The sequence below is a fragment of the Sphingomonas sp. PR090111-T3T-6A genome (assembly GCF_000383095.1).
In the GTDB taxonomy this organism is placed as follows: domain Bacteria; phylum Pseudomonadota; class Alphaproteobacteria; order Sphingomonadales; family Sphingomonadaceae; genus Solisphingomonas.
The window spans coordinates 204,749-221,023 of sequence record NZ_AORL01000010.1; the positions used below are offsets into that span (position 1 = coordinate 204,749).

Sequence of the window (16,275 nt, forward strand, 5' to 3'; positions counted from 1 at the left end):
TAACGCCGCCCGGCGGCACCGGAGATTGCCCTTGCGACGCGCCCTGCTTTCCGTGTTCCTCGCACCGCTCCTGCTCTCTTCGCTGACCGCCGCCGCGCCGGCCCCGAAGCCCGCCGCCACCGCCGTCCGCACCTATGGCGCCCGGCTGGAGGGGTTCGACTATCCCTTCCCGGTCCACATGTTCCGCACGACGGCGCAGGGGCAGGCGGTCGAGATGGCCTATATGGAGCTGGCGCCGGCCAAGCCGAACGGACGCACGATCGTGCTCCTCCACGGCAAGAATTTCTGCGGCGCGACCTGGGGCGACACCGCGCGCGTGCTGGCGGCGGCGGGCTATCGGGTGATCGTCCCGGATCAGATCGGCTTCTGCAAATCCTCCAAGCCCAGGGGCTTCCAATATAGCGTGCAGGGGCTGGCGACGCTTACCGAGGCGATGCTCCGCTCGCGCGGGGCGGGAAGGGTGACGCTGGTGGGGCACTCGATGGGCGGCCTGATCGCGATGCGGATGGCGATCGCCATGCCGCAGCTCGTGGACCAGATGGTGCTGGTCGATCCGCTCGGTCTCGCCGACGGGCTGGCGCAGCGCGTGCCCTATATCTCCGTGGACCACGCCGCCGCGCTGGAGCGCAGGAAGACCGCCGCGACGATCCGGGCCGATCAGCGGGCTTCCTATTATCATGGCGGCTGGCGCGCCGATTATGATCGCTGGGCGGACATGCTGGCCGGCCTGTATGCGGGGCCGGGGCGCGAGGCGGTGATCGACGCACAGGCGCGCACCACCGAGATGATCGAGACGCAACCCGTCGCCAGCGAGTTCGCACGCATCACCGCGCCCACCGTGCTGATGGTGGGCACGCAGGACCGCAATCTGTTCGGCCGGGCCTGGGCGCCGGCCGAGGTGGCGAGCCAGATTCCCGACAACGCCACACTCGGCGACCGGGCGGCGGCGAAGATGCGCCATGGCCGTTTCGTGCCGCTGCCGGGCCTCGGCCACGTGCCGCAGGTGGAAGACCCGGCGCGCTTTCAGGTGGCGCTGATTCAGGCGCTCAGCGGTGAGTTCGACTGAGGCTTCGCCGCGCCCGCAGGGAAGGGCCGGAGTCCGGTTGACCGCGTAAGACTCCCTCGCTATAGGCGCCGCTCGCTCCGGGCCATTGGTCACGGCCATGACTCGTGGGCGAACGCTTGAACATTGCCGATGCGTGGACGGGCTCAGGCGGGTCTCATGGCCCCCGGAGCCTTCGTGCTTTCCAGCATGACCCACGTGCGCAGTCCGGGCACGGCAAAGTAACCATTTGAAAGGTGAAGGCTTCAATGCCGACGATCAACCAGCTGGTCCGCAAGGGCCGCGAACCGCAGAAGGCCAAGTCCAAGGTTCCTGCGATGGAGCAGAACCCGCAGAAGCGCGGCGTCTGCACCCGTGTCTACACGACGACCCCGAAGAAGCCGAACTCGGCTCTGCGCAAGGTGGCCAAGGTTCGCCTGACCAACCAGCGCGAAGTCATCAGCTACATCCCGGGCGAAGGCCACAACCTCCAGGAGCACTCGGTGGTGCTGATCCGTGGCGGCCGTGTGCGCGATCTTCCCGGCGTTCGTTACCACGTCCTGCGCGGCGTGCTCGATACGCAGGGTGTCAAGGACCGCAAGCAGTCGCGCTCCAAGTACGGTGCGAAGCGCCCGAAGTAATTCGGCTGCGCTCCCCCTTACGCTCAGATCAGAAGGTAGACACAAATGTCCCGTCGTCGTCGCCCCGAGAAGCGCGAGATCCTGCCGGACCCGAAGTTCGGTGATATCGTCCTCTCCAAGTTCATGAATTCGGTCATGCTGGACGGCAAGAAGGCCGTCGCCGAAGGCATCCTCTATTCCGCTCTCGACACCATCGAGGCGCGCGCCAAGCGTGACCCGATCCAGGTGTTCCACGATGCGCTGGCCAACGTGAAGCCGGGCATCGAGGTCCGCAGCCGCCGCGTCGGCGGTGCGACCTATCAGGTTCCGGTCGAGGTTCGTCCGGAGCGTGCGCAGGCGCTTGCAATCCGCTGGCTCATCTCGGCGGCCCGTGCCCGTTCGGAGCACACCATGGACGCCCGCCTCTCGGCCGAGCTGATGGACGCCGCCAACAACCGCGGCAATGCCGTGAAGAAGCGCGAAGACACGCACCGCATGGCGGAAGCGAACCGCGCCTTCTCGCACTACCGCTGGTAATTGCGAAGCGACTCGAAAGAGTCACACTTCGTTCCCATATCGTCGGGGCAAGGCCATCGGCCTTCCCCGACATCGGAGTTTAAGATCATGGCCCGCAGCCACCCGCTCGAGCGTTATCGCAACATCGGCATCATGGCGCACATCGACGCCGGCAAGACGACGACCACCGAGCGTATCCTTTATTACACCGGCAAGTCCTACAAGATCGGCGAAGTGCACGAAGGCACCGCCACGATGGACTGGATGGAGCAGGAGCAGGAGCGCGGCATCACGATCACGTCGGCCGCGACGACCTGCGTGTGGAAGGCTGAAGAGGGCAAGGGCCCCGAGCACCGCATCAACATCATCGACACCCCGGGCCACGTCGACTTCACCATCGAAGTCGAGCGTTCGCTGCGCGTGCTCGACGGCGCGGTTGCCTGCTTCGACGGCGTTGCCGGCGTGGAGCCGCAGTCGGAGACCGTGTGGCGTCAGGCTGACAAGTACGGCGTGCCGCGCATGTGCTTCGTCAACAAGCTCGACCGCACCGGCGCCGATTTCTATTATTGCGTCAACTCGATCATCGAGCGCCTCGGCGCCCGCCCGGCCGTGCTGTATCTCCCGATCGGCATCGAGGGTGGCTTCAAGGGCCTCGTCGATCTGGTCGAGAACCGCGCGATCATCTGGCTCGAAGAGTCGCTGGGCGCGAAGTTCGAATATCAGCCGATCCCCGACGACATGGCCGAGAAGGCGGCGAAGTATCGCAGCGACCTGATCGAGCTTGCCGTCGAGCAGGACGATGCGGCGATGGAAGCGTATCTCGAGGGCAACGAGCCCGACGTCGCGACGCTCAAGAAGCTGATCCGCAAGGGCACGCTCGCCATGAACTTCGTGCCGATCGTCTGCGGCTCGGCGTTCAAGAACAAGGGCGTGCAGCCCCTGCTCGACGCGGTCGTCGACTATCTGCCGAGCCCGCTCGACATCCCCGACGTCGAGGGCGTGAAGCTCGACGGCGAGACCAAGGATTCGCGTCCGGCCAAGGACGACGCGCCGATGGCGTCGCTCGCCTTCAAGATCATGAACGATCCGTTCGTCGGCTCGCTCACCTTCGCCCGCGTCTATTCGGGTACGCTCTCCAAGGGCACCTACCTGAACTCGGTGAAGGACAAGAAGGAAAAGATCGGCCGTATGCTCCTCATGCACGCGAACTCGCGTGAGGACATCGAAGAGGCCTATGCGGGCGACATCGTCGCTCTCGCCGGCCTCAAGGAGACGACCACGGGCGACACGCTCTGCGCGCCGACCGCGCCGATCATCCTGGAGCGCATGGAGTTCCCCGAGCCCGTGATCGAGCTGTCGGTGGAGCCGAAGACCAAGGCCGACCAGGAGAAGATGGGCATCGCGCTCAACCGCCTGGCCGCCGAGGACCCCTCGTTCCGCGTCTCGACCGACCATGAGTCGGGCCAGACGATCATCAAGGGCATGGGCGAGCTTCACCTCGAAATCCTCGTTGACCGCATGAAGCGCGAGTTCAAGGTCGAGGCGAATGTCGGCGCTCCGCAGGTGGCCTATCGCGAGTATCTCGCGAAGAAGGTCGACGTGGACTACACCCACAAGAAGCAGTCGGGCGGCTCGGGCCAGTTCGGCCGCGTGAAGGTCACCCTGATCCCCGGCGAGCGCGGCTCGGGCTTCCAGTTCATGGATGAAGTCAAGGGCGGCAACATCCCGCGCGAATATATCCCGTCGGTCGAGAAGGGCTTCCGCGAGACCGCCGAGACGGGCTCGCTCATCGGCTTCCCGATCATCGACTTCGAGGTGCACCTGACGGACGGTGCGTACCACGACGTCGACTCGTCCGCTCTGGCCTTCGAAATCTGCGCCCGTGGCGCGATGCGCGAAGCGGCCCAGAAGGCGGGTATCAAGCTGCTCGAGCCGATCATGAAGGTCGAGGTCGTCACCCCGGAAGATTATCTGGGCGACGTCATCGGCGACATGAATTCGCGGCGCGGTCAGATCCAGGGCACGGACAGCCGGGGCAACGCCCAGGTCGTCGAAGCGATGGTGCCGCTGGCGAACATGTTCGGCTATGTGAACCAGCTCCGCTCGTTCACCCAGGGCCGGGCCCAGTACTCGATGCAGTTCTCGCATTATGACGAAGTCCCGACGAACGTCGCGGAAGAGATCAAGGCGAAGCTGGCGTAACGCCAAAACATTGGCTATGGGGCTCGCCGCTTCAGACGGCGAGTCCGCTGAGAGATTCGAAAGAAGGTAGGACAAAATGGCGAAAGCGAAGTTCGAGCGGACCAAGCCGCACTGCAACATCGGCACCATCGGCCACGTCGACCATGGCAAGACGTCGCTGACGGCTGCCATCACCAAGGTGCTGGCCGAGACCGGCGGCGCGACGTTCGTTGACTACGCCAACATCGACAAGGCGCCGGAAGAGCGCGAGCGCGGCATCACCATCTCGACCGCGCACGTCGAGTATGAGACCGAGCAGCGCCACTATGCGCACGTCGACTGCCCCGGCCACGCCGATTATGTGAAGAACATGATCACCGGCGCCGCGCAGATGGACGGCGCGATCCTCGTCGTGTCGGCGACCGACGGCCCGATGCCGCAGACCCGTGAGCACATCCTGCTCGCCCGTCAGGTCGGCGTGCCGGCGCTCGTCGTGTTCATGAACAAGGTCGACCTCGTCGACGACGCCGAGATCCTGGAGCTCGTCGAGCTCGAGATTCGCGAGCTGCTCTCGAAGTACGAGTTCCCGGGCGACGATATTCCGATCGTCAAGGGCTCGGCCGTGAAGGCGCTCGACGGTTCGGACGACACCATCGGCAAGAACGCCGTGCTCGAGCTGATGGCGCAGGTTGACGCATACATCCCGCAGCCGGAGCGTCCGCTCGACAAGACCTTCCTGATGCCGATCGAAGACGTGTTCTCGATCTCGGGCCGCGGCACCGTGGTGACCGGCCGCGTCGAGACCGGCATCGTCAAGGTGGGCGAGGAAGTCGAGATCGTCGGCATCCACGACACCCGCAAGACGACCGTCACGGGCGTCGAGATGTTCCGCAAGCTGCTCGATCAGGGCCAGGCCGGCGACAACATCGGCGCGCTGCTCCGCGGCGTGGGCCGTGAAGAGGTCGAGCGTGGTCAGGTTCTGGCCAAGCCGGGCTCGATCACCCCGCACACCGAGTTCAAGGCCGAGGTGTACGTGCTGTCGAAGGACGAGGGTGGCCGTCACACGCCGTTCTTCGCCAACTATCGTCCGCAGTTCTACTTCCGCACGACCGACGTGACCGGCACCGTCGAGCTGCCCGAGGGCACCGAGATGGTCATGCCGGGTGACAACGTCTCGATCGGCGTCAAGCTGATCGCGCCGATCGCGATGGACCAGGGCCTCCGTTTCGCTATCCGTGAGGGTGGCCGTACGGTTGGCGCCGGCGTCGTCGGCACGATCACGAAGTAATTGGTTACCGGCCGCCCGGCCTCTTTCGAGGGGCCGGGCGGCCACTTTTGTTTGCCCCGTGTAACGCCCGAACGGGCAGGGGGCTTGGCTCTTTCGCATCGGTGATGGACATGGACACGCAGAACATTCGTATTCGTCTGAAGGGCTTCGACCATCGAGTGCTCGATCAGGCGACCGGCGAGATCGCCGACACCGCCCGCCGCACGGGCGCTCTCATTCGCGGTCCGATTCCGCTGCCGACGCACGTCGACAAGTTCACGGTCAACCGTGGCCCGCACATCGACAAGAAGTCGCGCGAGCAGTTCGAGGTCCGCACCTACAAGCGCCTCCTGGACATCGTGCAGCCTACCCCGCAGACCGTCGACGCTCTCATGAAGCTCGATCTTGCAGCGGGTGTTGCGGTTGAGATCAAACTCGCCTAAAGGGCGTGCACCGCGCGGGACGAATCGTCTCGCGCGGAGTCGTTTCCCGTTCTGCTGAACGGTCGAGACGGGTGAAAAGCTAAGGGATACCGAACGGCGTATCTCCCCGGTTTTGCCGGGTTGCCGTTGTCCTGGTCCCCGCCTTTCATGGATCGGTGCGTGCAGCGCCGTTGTGTGAAAACCGAGCCCGGGGCGGGGGCATGGCTTGAGTGGGCTGGAGGTCCGTGGGCAGCCACGGGCCTTTTTCGTTGGCACGCTTCCGGATTTCCGGAAGCCTCTGTTTGGAGAATTGATCATGCGCACTGGCGTGATCGCGAAGAAGATGGGCATGACCCGGCTGTTTCAGGAGGACGGACGCCACGTGCCCGTCACCGTGCTTCAGCTTGAGAATGTCCAGGTTGTTGCCCGTCGCGAGACGGACCGTGACGGCTATACGGCCGTTCAGCTTGGTGCGGGCAGCGCCAAGGCGAAGAATCTCACGAAGCCCGAGCGTGGCCACTTCGGCAAGGCCGAGGTCGAGCCCAAGGCGGTCGTCGCTGAGTTCCGCGTGACCGAGGAAAACCTCCTCGACGTCGGCGCGGAAATCTCGGCCGATCACTATGTCGCCGGGCAGCTCGTCGATATCCAGGGTCGTACCCAGGGTAAGGGTTTCGCCGGTGCCATGAAGCGCTGGAACTTCGGTGGTCTGCGCGCCACCCACGGCGTGTCCGTGTCGCACCGTTCGCACGGTTCGACGGGTAACCGCCAGGATCCGGGCCGCGTCTTCAAGAACAAGAAGATGGCCGGTCACATGGGCGACCGCAACCGCACCCAGCAGAACCTCGAGATCGTGCGCACCGACGCCGAGCGCGGCCTGCTCTTCGTCAAGGGCTCGGTGCCCGGCTCGAAGGGCGGCTGGCTGTTCGTGAAGGACGCCGTCAAGGTGAAGCTCCCCGAGGGTGTTCCGTTCCCGGCCGCGCTGCGTAGCAACGCTGCCAACGTCGATGCGCAGGTGGCGGAAGCCCCGGCCGCCGGCGAGAGCCAGGAGGGCTGAGCGCCATGAAGTTCGAAGTGAAGACGCTCGCCGCCGGCGCCGCCGGTGAGATCGAGCTGAACGATGCGGTGTTCGGCCTCGAGCCGCGCGCCGACATCCTGCACCGCGTCGTCACCTGGCAGCTCGAGAAGCGTCGCGGCACCGCCCGCGGCACCCGCGAGCGCGCCGACGTCGCCCGTTCGGGCAAGAAGCTGGGCAACCAGAAGGGCGGCGGTGCCGCTCGTCACGGTGATCGCCGCGCCCCCGTCTTCATCGGCGGTGGTAAGGCTCACGGCGCCCGCGTGCGTGACTTCAACCCGTCGCTGAACAAGAAGGTTCGCGCGATGGGCCTGAAGATGGCGCTGTCGTCGAAGGTCAAGGACGGTTCGCTGATCGTCGTTGACGCGCTCGACGTCGCCGAGGGCAAGACCAAGGTGCTCGCGAACCTGTTCGCGGCGCTCGGTGTCGGCGTGAAGACGCTCGTCATCGACGGCGAGGCGCTGAACATCTCGTTCGCCCATGCTTCGTCCAACCTCGTCGGTGTGGACCTGCTGCCTGCGATCGGCGCCAATGTGTACGACATCCTGAAGGCCGATACGCTCGTTCTGACGCGCGCCGCGGTCGAGAAGCTGGAGGCGCGCTTCAATGGCTAAGAAGCAGGAGCAGGGCGCGATCGACATCCGTCACTATGACGTGATCGTCGGCCCGCACATCACCGAGAAGTCCACGCTCGTGTCCGAGCACAACGCCGTTGTGTTCAAGGTTGCGGGCGACGCCACGAAGCCGGCCATCAAGGCCGCCGTCGAGGCGCTGTTCAACGTCACGGTGACGGGCGTGAACACGATGGTCGTCAAGGGCAAGACCAAGCGCTGGAAGGGTGCTCCCTACAAGCGTTCGGACGTGAAGAAGGCGATTGTGACGCTGGCCGAGGGCCAGTCGATCGACGTCACGACGGGGATCTGAGACGATGGCGCTCAAGCATTATAACCCCACCTCGCCGGCGCGCCGCGGCCTCATCCTCGTGGATCGCTCGGCGCTCCACAAGGGCAAGCCGGTCAAGGCGCTCACCGAGGGCCTGCGCAAGTCGGGTGGTCGCAACAACATGGGCCACGCCACTGCGCGCGGCATCGCGGGCGGTCACAAGCAGAAGTATCGTATTGTCGACTTCAAGCGTCGCAAGTTCGATGCTCCGGCGACCGTCGAGCGTCTCGAGTACGACCCCAACCGTTCGGCCTTCATCGCTCTGGTGAAGTATGAGGACGGCGAGCTGGCGTACATCCTGGCGCCGCAGCGTCTCGCTCCGGGCGACGTCGTCGTCTCGGGCAAGAAGACTGACGTGAAGCCGGGCAACGCGATGGAAATCGGCCAGACCCCGGTCGGCACGATCGTCCACAATGTCGAGCTGAAGCCCGGCAAGGGTGGTCAGATTGCGCGCGCCGCCGGCACCTATGTGCAGGTGGTGGGCCGTGATCGCGGCATGGTGATCGTTCGCCTGAACTCGGGCGAGCAGCGCTTCATCCGCTCGGACTGCATGTGCACGGTGGGTGCGGTGTCGAACCCCGACAACGGCAACACCAACCTCGCGAAGGCGGGTCGCAACCGTTGGCTCGGCTATCGTCCGCTCACCCGCGGCGTTGCCAAGAACCCGGTCGACCACCCGCACGGCGGTGGTGAAGGCCGCACCTCGGGCGGCCGTCATCCGGTCACCCCGTGGGGCAAGCCGACGAAGGGCGCCAAGACGCGTCACAACAAGGCGACGGACAAGATGATCATCCGTAGCCGTCACGCGAAGAAGAAGAGGTAAGCGAGATGGCTCGTTCCGTCTGGAAAGGTCCGTTCGTCGACCTGCACCTTCTGAAGAAGGCGCAGACCGCGCATGAGACCGGCGCCCGCGCTCCGATCAAGACCTGGTCGCGTCGTTCGACGATCCTCCCGGATTTCGTCGGCCTGACCTTCAACCTGTACAATGGCCGCAAGTTCGTGCCGATCACCGTCAACGAAGACATGGTCGGTCACAAGCTGGGTGAGTTCGCGCCGACGCGCTACTTCCCCGGTCACGCTGCCGACAAGAAGGGCAAGCGCTGATGTCCAAGCCCGCATCCCCCCGCAAGGTCGGTGAGAAGGAGGCCCTTGCGGTCGCCACCTCCGTCCGTGGCAGCCCGTACAAGCTCAATCTTGTTGCCGGTCTCATCCGCAACAAGAAGGCCGGCGACGCGCTCAACATCCTCGCCTTCTCGACGAAGGCGATGGCTGTGGACGTCCGCAAGTGCCTCGCTTCCGCGATCGCCAACGCCGAGAACAATCACAATCTCGACGTGGACTCGCTGGTCGTGAAGGAAGCTTCGGTCGGCAAGGGCCTCGTGATGAAGCGCTTCGCCACCCGCGCCCGTGGTCGTTCGGCCCGGATCATCAAGCCGTTCTCGCGGCTGCGCATCGTCGTGCGCGAGCAGGAGGCCGAATAATGGGTCACAAGTCCAATCCGATCGGCATGCGCCTGCAGATCAACCGTACCTGGGACAGCCGCTGGTACGCTGATGGCGAGGAATATGGCCGGATGCTGCTGGAGGATCTCCGCATCCGCCAGCACATCTTCAAGTCGCTGCCGCAGGCCGCGATCTCGAAGGTCGTGATCGAGCGCCCGGCGAAGCTGTGCCGCATTTCGATCTACGCTGCTCGTCCCGGTGTCATCATCGGCAAGAAAGGCGCGGACATCGAGAAGCTGCGCAAGGCGCTGGGCAAGATGACCGGCGCCGACGTGAGCCTCAACATCGTCGAGATCCGCAAGCCGGAGATCGACTCGAAGCTCGTCGCGCAGTCGGTTGCGGATCAGCTGGAGCGCCGCGTGGCGTTCCGTCGCGCCATGAAGCGTGCGGTGCAGTCCGCTCTGCGTCTCGGCGCCGAGGGCATCCGCATCACCTGCGCCGGCCGTCTGGGCGGCGCGGAAATTGCGCGCACCGAGTGGTATCGTGAGGGCCGCGTGCCGCTCCATACGCTCCGCGCCAATATCGACTATGCCGAGGCCGAGGCGCACACCGCCTACGGTGTCTGCGGGATCAAGGTCTGGATCTTCAAGGGTGAGATCCTGGGTCATGATCCGCTCGCGCAGGATCGGCTGATGATGGAAGCTCAGACGTCCGGAGTTCGTCCGGCGCGCTGATCGGGGAAACCCCCATCAGCTAGCCTGATCGACCGTCGTCACGGTGTCAGAAGGTTAGAGAACAATGCTGCAACCGAAGCGCACCAAGTTCCGCAAGGCGTTCAAGGGCCGTATCCACGGCGACGCCAAGAGCGGAACTACGCTGAACCAGGGCGCCTATGGCCTCAAGGCTATGGAGCCCGAGCGGATCACCGCTCGCCAGATCGAGGCGGCTCGCCGCGCGATCACGCGCCACATCAAGCGCCAGGGCCGCCTGCACATCCGCATTTTCCCGGATGTGCCGGTGTCGTCCAAGCCCGCCGAAGTCCGCATGGGCTCGGGTAAGGGTGCCCCGGAATACTGGGTCGCCCGCGTCAAGCCGGGCCGTATCCTGTTCGAGCTGGAAGGCGTTGCCGGCCCGCTCGCGGCGGAGGCCTTCAGCCGCGCGGCTGAGAAGCTGCCGATCAAAGTGAAGGTCGTCGCCCGCCTCGGCGACACCAGCCACCTCGGTGGGGAGGCGTAAGCCATGGCGAAGAACGACGACATCAAGGTGGCGACTGACGACCAGCTCGCCACCCAGCTTGCAGAGCTGAAGCGCGAGCAGTTCAACCTGCGCTTCCAGGCCGCGACCGGCCAGCTCGAGAAGCCGAGCCGCGTGGCGGAGGTCCGCAAGACCATCGCCCGCATCAAGACCGCCCAGACGCAGCGTGCCGCTGCGGCCAAGGCCTGAAGGAGCAACCAGCCATGCCGAAGCGCGTGCTGACCGGAACGGTGGTCTCCGATAAGACCGACAAGACCGTGGTTGTTTCCGTCGAGCGTCGTGTGAAGCACGAACTCTACGGGAAGATCATCAAGCGGTCGAAGAAGTATCACGCTCATGATGAGGCGAACGAGTATCGCATCGGCGAGACCGTCCGCATCGAAGAGTGTGCTCCGATCTCGAAGCTCAAGACCTGGAAGGCGATCGGCCGCATCGGCGCTGCGATCACCACCCCGGTCCCCACCGACAACGCGTAAGGGGAGGACTGACACATGATTCAGATGCAGTCCAACCTGGACGTCGCTGACAACTCGGGCGCCAAGCGCGTCCAGTGCATCAAGGTGCTCGGCGGCTCCAAGCGTCGTTTCGCGACCGTGGGCGACATCATCGTCGTCTCGATCAAGGAAGCGGCGCCGCGCGGCAAGGTCAAGAAGGGCGACGTTCACCGCGCGGTGATCGTCCGTACCGCGAAGGACATCCATCGCGCTGACGGCTCGACCATCCGCTTCGACGGCAATGCCGCCGTCCTCGTCAACAAGAACGAGGAGCCGATCGGCACCCGTATCTTCGGCCCGGTTGTGCGCGAGCTCCGTGCCCGGAACCACATGAAGATCATCTCGCTCGCGCCTGAGGTGCTGTAATGAGCGCGTTGAAGATCAAGAAGGGCGACAAGGTCGTCGTCCTGTCCGGCAAGGACAAGGGCAAGACCGGCGAGGTCACCAAAGCTCTCCCGCAGGAGGGCAAGGTTGTCGTCGCCGGTGTGAACGTGGCGACCCGCCACCGCAAGCCGACCCAGGCGAACCCGCAGGGTGGCCTGGAGCGCATCGAAGCGCCTCTGCATGTCTCGAAGGTCGCGATCGCGACCGCCGATGGCAAGCCGACTCGCGTGCGCTTCGAGACGCAGGACGGCAAGAAGGTCCGCGTGGCCGTCAAGACCGGGGAGAAGATCGATGGCTGATGCCTACAAGGCCCGGCTTCAGAAGCTCTACGAGGACAAGATCGTCGCGGCGATGACCGAGAAGTTCGGTTACGCCAACCCGATGATGGTCCCGAAGATCGAGAAGATCGTCATCAACATGGGTGTCGGCGACGCCACCCAGGACAAGAAGCGTGTCGACCAGGCCGCTGCCGAGATGGAACTCATCGCGGGCCAGAAGCCGGTCATCACCAAGGCGAAGAAGTCGATCGCGCAGTTCAAGCTGCGTGAAGGCATGCCGATCGGTTGCAAGGTCACCCTGCGCCGTGAGCGTATGTACGAGTTCCTCGACCGCTTCGTGACCGTGGCTCTGCCGCGCGTCCGCGACTTCCGTGGCCTCAGCCCGAAGTCGTTCGACGGCCGTGGCAATTATGCGACCGGCCTCAAGGAGCAGCTGATTTTCCCGGAAATCAGCTACGACAAGGTTGACCGTATCCGTGGCATGGACGTGATCGTCACGACCACCGCCAACACCGACGACGAGGCTCGCGAGCTTCTGCGCCTGTTCGGTTTCCCCTTCGTGGGCGACGCCGAGCAGAAGCAGGCCGCGTAAGCTAGAAAGAGAACTTAAGTCATGGCGAAACTGAGTTCGATCCTGAAGAACGAGCGTCGCAAGAAGCTCGTTCAGAAGACGGCACCGAAGTACGCGAAGCTGAAGGCCATTGCGGCCGACAAGAGCCTGGACGAGGGCGAGCGCCTGATCGCGCGCCTCCGCATGGCCGAGCTTCCCCGCAACGGCAACCCGACCCGCATCCGCAATCGTTGCGAGCTGACGGGGCGTCCGCGCGGTTATTACCGCAAGTTCAAGCTCGCGCGCGTCATGCTGCGCGATCTCGCCAACAAGGGGATGATCCCCGGTGTGACCAAGTCGAGCTGGTAAGGGCAGACAGATGGCGATCAACGATCCCGTGGGCGATCTGCTCACCCGCATCCGCAACGGCCAGCGCGCGCGCAAGGACTCGGTCCTTTCGCCCGCCTCGCGCCTGCGCACCCGCGTGCTCGACGTGCTGCAGCGCGAGGGCTATATCCGCGGCTATTCGGACGAGAAGCTGGGCGAGCACCCCGGCATCCGCATCGAGCTGAAGTATTTCGAGGGCCAGCCCGCGATCCAGCACGTTGCGCGCGTCTCGAAGCCGGGCCGCCGCGTCTACTCGGGCTCCAAGGAGCTTCCGGTGGTTCGCAACGGTCTCGGCATCACCATCGTCTCGACGCCGAAGGGTGTTCTCTCGGACGCGGAAGCGCGCGAGCAGAACGTCGGCGGCGAAGTGCTGGCGGAGGTGTTCTGATGAGCCGCATTGGTAAGAAGGCCGTCATCGTGCCTGCTGGCGTCACCGCCAGCATCGCCGATGGCAAGCTGTCGATGAAGGGCCCGAAGGGCACCCTCTCGATCGATCTCGCCAACGAGGTGACCTATGCCGTCGAGGACGGCACGGTCTCCGTGCAGCCGGCGAACCAGGGCAAGCGCGCGCGCTCGTTCTGGGGCATGCAGCGCACGCTCGTTCAGAACCTCGTCACCGGCGTGACCGAGGGCTTCTCGAAGACGCTCCAGATCACCGGCGTCGGCTATCGTGCGGCGGTTCAGGGCAAGAACCTGAAGCTGCAGCTCGGCTACAGCCACGACGTGGATTTCGCGATCCCGGAGGGCATCACGATTGTGACGCCCGATCCCGTGACCGTGAACATCTCGGGCATCGACAAGCAGCAGGTCGGCCAGGTGGCCGCCGAGATCCGTCGCTGGCGCAAGCCCGAGCCGTATAAGGGCAAGGGCATCAAGTACGCGGGCGAGTATATCTTCCGCAAGGAAGGGAAGAAGAAGTAAGATGGCTAAGCTCTCTCTCTTCGCGAAGCGCCGTCAGCGTGTCCGCACGCAGCTGCGCGCCAAGGCCGGTGGGCGTCCGCGCCTGTCGATCCATCGCTCGGGCCAGCACATCTATGCGCAGGTCATCGACGATGCGGCGGGTCGCACCGTCGCTTCGGCTTCCACCCTGGAGAAGGAGGTGCGCGGCACCTCCGGCGCCGGCGTCAAGGCGGCTGTCGCCGTCGGCCAGCGCGTCGCCGAGCGCGCCAAGGCGGCCGGTGTCTCCGCGGTTGTGTTCGATCGTGGCGGCTTCCTCTTCCATGGGCGTGTCAAGGCGCTCGCTGACGCCGCCCGTGAGGGTGGTCTGGAGTTCTGATGATGGCCGATGAAGTGCAGAACCAGCCGGCGCCCGTCGAGGGCACCGAGGGCGCGCCCCGCGAGGGCCGTGGCCCGCGTGGCGGCCGTGGCCGTGGCCCGGGTGGCGATCGTGGCGGCCGCGGCCGCGACGGCCAGCGCGGCCGTCGCGACGACCGTCGCAACAACGCCGAGGACGGTGGTGAAGAGCTGATCGAAAAGCTCGTCCACATCAACCGCGTCTCGAAGACCGTGAAGGGTGGTAAGCGCTTCGGCTTCGCCGCTCTGGTCGTGGTCGGCGACGGCAAGGGCCGCTCGGGCTTCGGCCACGGCAAGGCCCGCGAAGTTCCGGAAGCGATCTCGAAGGCGACCGCCGCCGCCAAGAAGGCGATGGTCCGCGTTCCGCTCAAGGACGGCCGCACGCTCCATCACGACGGCAACGGCCACTTCGGTGCCGGCCGCGTGACGGTTCGCTCGGCGCCGCAGGGCACCGGCATCATCGCGGGTGGCCCGATGCGCGCCATCTTCGAGAGCCTGGGCGTGGCCGACGTGGTGACCAAGTCGGTCGGTACGTCGAACCCGTACAACATGATCCGTGCGACCTTCGAGGCGCTCAAGGATCAGACCAGCCCGAAGTCGGTCGCGGCTCGCCGCGGCAAGAAGATTGCGGACCTGCTCGGCCGCGGTGGTTCCCAGACCGCCGAAGCCGATGCCGCCGCCATCGTGGAGTAATCGACCATGGCGACCATCAAGGTGACGCAGACGGGTTCTCCGATCCGTCGCACCAAGGACCAGCGCGCGACCCTCGTCGGCCTGGGCCTGAACAAGATGCACCGGACCAGCGAGCTTCAGGATACCCCTGAAGTCCGCGGCATGATCCGCAAGGTGCAGCACATGGTGAAGGTGGAGGGCTAAGCCCTTCGCCCGATCACCGGGTGCTAGAAACAGGGGCTCCGCTGCCGGCAAGGTAGCGGGGCCTTTGTCTTATGGAAGGCGGCCGGGGCAGGGGCTCCCGCGCCGGGGCGTTGCGAGAGGCCATGCAGGCGGACAAGCGCATATTCCTGACGCTGGATGGGTTGCGGGGCATCGCCGCGATCATGATCGTGCTGTTCCATTCGCGCGCGATCGTGGGGCATTTCCACCCGGCCTCGGCCTATCTGTCGGTGGACCTCTTCTTCGCGCTCTCCGGCTGCGTGCTGGAGGCCTCCTATCGCGAGCGGCTGGCCGCCGGGCTCTCGACGCGCGCCTTCATGCGAATCCGCTTCATCCGGCTCTGGCCGCTGTTCGCGCTGAGCCTGTTGATCGGGCTCGCCTTCGCGCTGCTGCGGCTCAACATGGGGGTGGGGCATGACACGCCCGCCAGCATCGCCATGGCGCTGGTGACGGGCCTCGCGCTGCTGCCGTCGCCGTCGCTCTCCGGGCATGACTGGGTGATGCCGCTCAATGTCGCCGGCTGGTCGCTGGTGCTGGAACTGGCGATCAACGCGCTCTACGCGTGGACGTGGCGCCGCATGTCGAACGCGCTGCTATGGGTCGTGGTGACGGGGGCGGGGCTGGTGCTCACCGCCGCGAGCCTGGCGCATGGCGGTGTCGACATGGGCTCGACCTGGGGCTCGGTTGCCGGCGGGCTGGTGCGGGTGCTTTATTCCTTCTCGCTCGGCGTGCTGATCTTCCGCGCCTATGATGGGCGCGTCCGCCGGGGGTGGGTGGCGGCGCTGGTGCCGCTGTGCCTCGTGCCCATCCTCGCCATGGGCGGCGGCGGACCGCTGTTCGATCTCGCCTGTGCGCTGTTCGTGCTGCCGCTGCTGGTGTGGGTGGGGCTGCGGCTGGAGCCCGCGCCGGGGCTCGACCGGCTGTTCCGCTGGGCCGGGCTCACCTCCTATGCGGTCTATGTGCTGCACGGGCCGGTGCTCCAGTTCGCGAAACTGGCGATCTTCCATTATCTGCGCCCTCGGACGGATGCGGTCTGGATGGCGGGACTCGGCGCGATCGCGGCGCTGGTGCTGCTGAGCGCGGCGGTGGATCGCTGGTATGATACGCCCGTCCGGCGGAAGCTCTCGACGCATCTGCGCCGCCGCCGGGAGGCCCTGGCGGGCGAGCGCGCGATGACCGCACCCTGATTCCTTCGGGAATCAGGTTGGCAAACGGGCGGAATGTCGTTAAGGGCCGC

26 protein-coding genes are annotated in these 16,275 nt (G+C 65.5%); all 26 read left to right on the plus strand.

What is annotated here, in order from left to right:
- The first annotated feature begins 31 nt into the window (after window positions 1–31).
- The 26 genes from ST3T6A_RS0103745 (at window position 32) to ST3T6A_RS0103870 (ending at window position 16,225) form a co-directional block, all read left to right on the plus strand.
- Complete coding sequence (locus ST3T6A_RS0103745; RefSeq protein WP_019831556.1) at window positions 32–1,066, plus strand: alpha/beta hydrolase; 1,035 nt, start codon at window positions 32–34, stop codon at window positions 1,064–1,066.
- Between the two features lie 245 nt (window positions 1,067–1,311).
- Entirely contained in the window at window positions 1,312–1,683 is a 372-nt protein-coding gene (gene rpsL, locus ST3T6A_RS0103750; RefSeq protein WP_019831557.1) for a 30S ribosomal protein S12, read from the plus strand.
- A gap of 45 nt (window positions 1,684–1,728) precedes the next feature.
- Entirely contained in the window at window positions 1,729–2,199 is a 471-nt protein-coding gene (gene rpsG, locus ST3T6A_RS0103755; protein ID WP_019831558.1) for a 30S ribosomal protein S7, read from the plus strand.
- 87 nt (window positions 2,200–2,286) lie between these two features.
- Window positions 2,287–4,380 (plus strand): elongation factor G, encoded by a 2,094-nt coding sequence (gene fusA, locus ST3T6A_RS0103760; protein ID WP_019831559.1) that lies wholly within the window; start codon window positions 2,287–2,289, stop codon window positions 4,378–4,380.
- A gap of 76 nt (window positions 4,381–4,456) precedes the next feature.
- A complete protein-coding gene (gene tuf, locus ST3T6A_RS0103765) occupies window positions 4,457–5,647 on the plus strand; it encodes an elongation factor Tu (RefSeq protein ID WP_019831560.1) in 1,191 nt (396 codons plus the stop codon).
- A gap of 110 nt (window positions 5,648–5,757) precedes the next feature.
- The gene (gene rpsJ, locus ST3T6A_RS0103770; protein WP_022691831.1) at window positions 5,758–6,069 is read left to right on the plus strand and encodes a 30S ribosomal protein S10; all 312 of its coding nucleotides are present in this window, start codon (window positions 5,758–5,760) and stop codon (window positions 6,067–6,069) included.
- A gap of 295 nt (window positions 6,070–6,364) precedes the next feature.
- Window positions 6,365–7,102, plus strand: coding sequence for a 50S ribosomal protein L3 (gene rplC, locus ST3T6A_RS0103775; RefSeq protein ID WP_019831562.1), 738 nt, complete (start codon window positions 6,365–6,367; stop codon window positions 7,100–7,102).
- 5 nt (window positions 7,103–7,107) lie between these two features.
- Window positions 7,108–7,734, plus strand: a complete 627-nt coding sequence (rplD, locus tag ST3T6A_RS0103780; protein WP_019831563.1) for a 50S ribosomal protein L4 — start codon at window positions 7,108–7,110, stop codon at window positions 7,732–7,734.
- The gene (locus ST3T6A_RS0103785) at window positions 7,727–8,044 is read left to right on the plus strand and encodes a 50S ribosomal protein L23 (protein ID WP_019831564.1); all 318 of its coding nucleotides are present in this window, start codon (window positions 7,727–7,729) and stop codon (window positions 8,042–8,044) included. The genes rplD and ST3T6A_RS0103785 overlap by 8 nt, the downstream gene beginning before the upstream one ends.
- 4 nt (window positions 8,045–8,048) lie before the next feature.
- Window positions 8,049–8,885, plus strand: coding sequence for a 50S ribosomal protein L2 (rplB, locus tag ST3T6A_RS0103790; protein ID WP_019831565.1), 837 nt, complete (start codon window positions 8,049–8,051; stop codon window positions 8,883–8,885).
- Window positions 8,886–8,890: 5 nt separating this feature from the next.
- Window positions 8,891–9,166, plus strand: a complete 276-nt coding sequence (gene rpsS, locus ST3T6A_RS0103795; RefSeq protein ID WP_019831566.1) for a 30S ribosomal protein S19 — start codon at window positions 8,891–8,893, stop codon at window positions 9,164–9,166.
- Window positions 9,166–9,543 (plus strand): 50S ribosomal protein L22, encoded by a 378-nt coding sequence (gene rplV / locus ST3T6A_RS0103800; RefSeq protein WP_019831567.1) that lies wholly within the window; start codon window positions 9,166–9,168, stop codon window positions 9,541–9,543. The genes rpsS and rplV overlap by 1 nt, the downstream gene beginning before the upstream one ends.
- On the plus strand, window positions 9,543–10,238 hold the full coding sequence (rpsC, locus tag ST3T6A_RS0103805) for a 30S ribosomal protein S3 (protein WP_019831568.1): 696 nt from the start codon (window positions 9,543–9,545) through the stop codon (window positions 10,236–10,238). The genes rplV and rpsC overlap by 1 nt, the downstream gene beginning before the upstream one ends.
- Window positions 10,239–10,302: 64 nt before the next feature.
- Window positions 10,303–10,740 (plus strand): 50S ribosomal protein L16, encoded by a 438-nt coding sequence (gene rplP, locus ST3T6A_RS0103810; RefSeq protein ID WP_019831569.1) that lies wholly within the window; start codon window positions 10,303–10,305, stop codon window positions 10,738–10,740.
- Window positions 10,741–10,743: 3 nt separating this feature from the next.
- The gene (rpmC, locus tag ST3T6A_RS0103815) at window positions 10,744–10,947 is read left to right on the plus strand and encodes a 50S ribosomal protein L29 (RefSeq protein WP_019831570.1); all 204 of its coding nucleotides are present in this window, start codon (window positions 10,744–10,746) and stop codon (window positions 10,945–10,947) included.
- Window positions 10,948–10,961: 14 nt separating this feature from the next.
- Entirely contained in the window at window positions 10,962–11,234 is a 273-nt protein-coding gene (gene rpsQ, locus ST3T6A_RS0103820) for a 30S ribosomal protein S17 (RefSeq protein WP_019831571.1), read from the plus strand.
- 15 nt (window positions 11,235–11,249) lie between these two features.
- Window positions 11,250–11,618, plus strand: coding sequence for a 50S ribosomal protein L14 (gene rplN / locus ST3T6A_RS0103825; protein WP_019831572.1), 369 nt, complete (start codon window positions 11,250–11,252; stop codon window positions 11,616–11,618).
- Entirely contained in the window at window positions 11,618–11,935 is a 318-nt protein-coding gene (gene rplX, locus ST3T6A_RS0103830; protein WP_019831573.1) for a 50S ribosomal protein L24, read from the plus strand. The genes rplN and rplX overlap by 1 nt, the downstream gene beginning before the upstream one ends.
- On the plus strand, window positions 11,928–12,506 hold the full coding sequence (gene rplE, locus ST3T6A_RS0103835; RefSeq protein WP_019831574.1) for a 50S ribosomal protein L5: 579 nt from the start codon (window positions 11,928–11,930) through the stop codon (window positions 12,504–12,506). Before rplX ends, rplE begins: the two co-directional genes overlap by 8 nt.
- Window positions 12,507–12,527: 21 nt before the next feature.
- The gene (gene rpsN / locus ST3T6A_RS0103840) at window positions 12,528–12,833 is read left to right on the plus strand and encodes a 30S ribosomal protein S14 (RefSeq protein ID WP_019831575.1); all 306 of its coding nucleotides are present in this window, start codon (window positions 12,528–12,530) and stop codon (window positions 12,831–12,833) included.
- Window positions 12,834–12,843: 10 nt separating this feature from the next.
- Entirely contained in the window at window positions 12,844–13,239 is a 396-nt protein-coding gene (rpsH, locus tag ST3T6A_RS0103845; protein WP_019831576.1) for a 30S ribosomal protein S8, read from the plus strand.
- Entirely contained in the window at window positions 13,239–13,772 is a 534-nt protein-coding gene (gene rplF, locus ST3T6A_RS0103850; RefSeq protein ID WP_019831577.1) for a 50S ribosomal protein L6, read from the plus strand. The genes rpsH and rplF overlap by 1 nt, the downstream gene beginning before the upstream one ends.
- Window position 13,773: 1 nt before the next feature.
- Window positions 13,774–14,127, plus strand: a complete 354-nt coding sequence (rplR, locus tag ST3T6A_RS0103855; RefSeq protein ID WP_019831578.1) for a 50S ribosomal protein L18 — start codon at window positions 13,774–13,776, stop codon at window positions 14,125–14,127.
- Between the two features lie 2 nt (window positions 14,128–14,129).
- The gene (rpsE, locus tag ST3T6A_RS0103860; protein ID WP_026359401.1) at window positions 14,130–14,837 is read left to right on the plus strand and encodes a 30S ribosomal protein S5; all 708 of its coding nucleotides are present in this window, start codon (window positions 14,130–14,132) and stop codon (window positions 14,835–14,837) included.
- A 6-nt stretch (window positions 14,838–14,843) separates the two neighbouring features.
- Window positions 14,844–15,020 (plus strand): 50S ribosomal protein L30, encoded by a 177-nt coding sequence (rpmD, locus tag ST3T6A_RS0103865; RefSeq protein WP_019831580.1) that lies wholly within the window; start codon window positions 14,844–14,846, stop codon window positions 15,018–15,020.
- Window positions 15,021–15,142: 122 nt separating this feature from the next.
- Complete coding sequence (locus tag ST3T6A_RS0103870; RefSeq protein ID WP_019831581.1) at window positions 15,143–16,225, plus strand: acyltransferase family protein; 1,083 nt, start codon at window positions 15,143–15,145, stop codon at window positions 16,223–16,225.
- The last annotated feature ends 50 nt before the right edge of the window (window positions 16,226–16,275 follow it).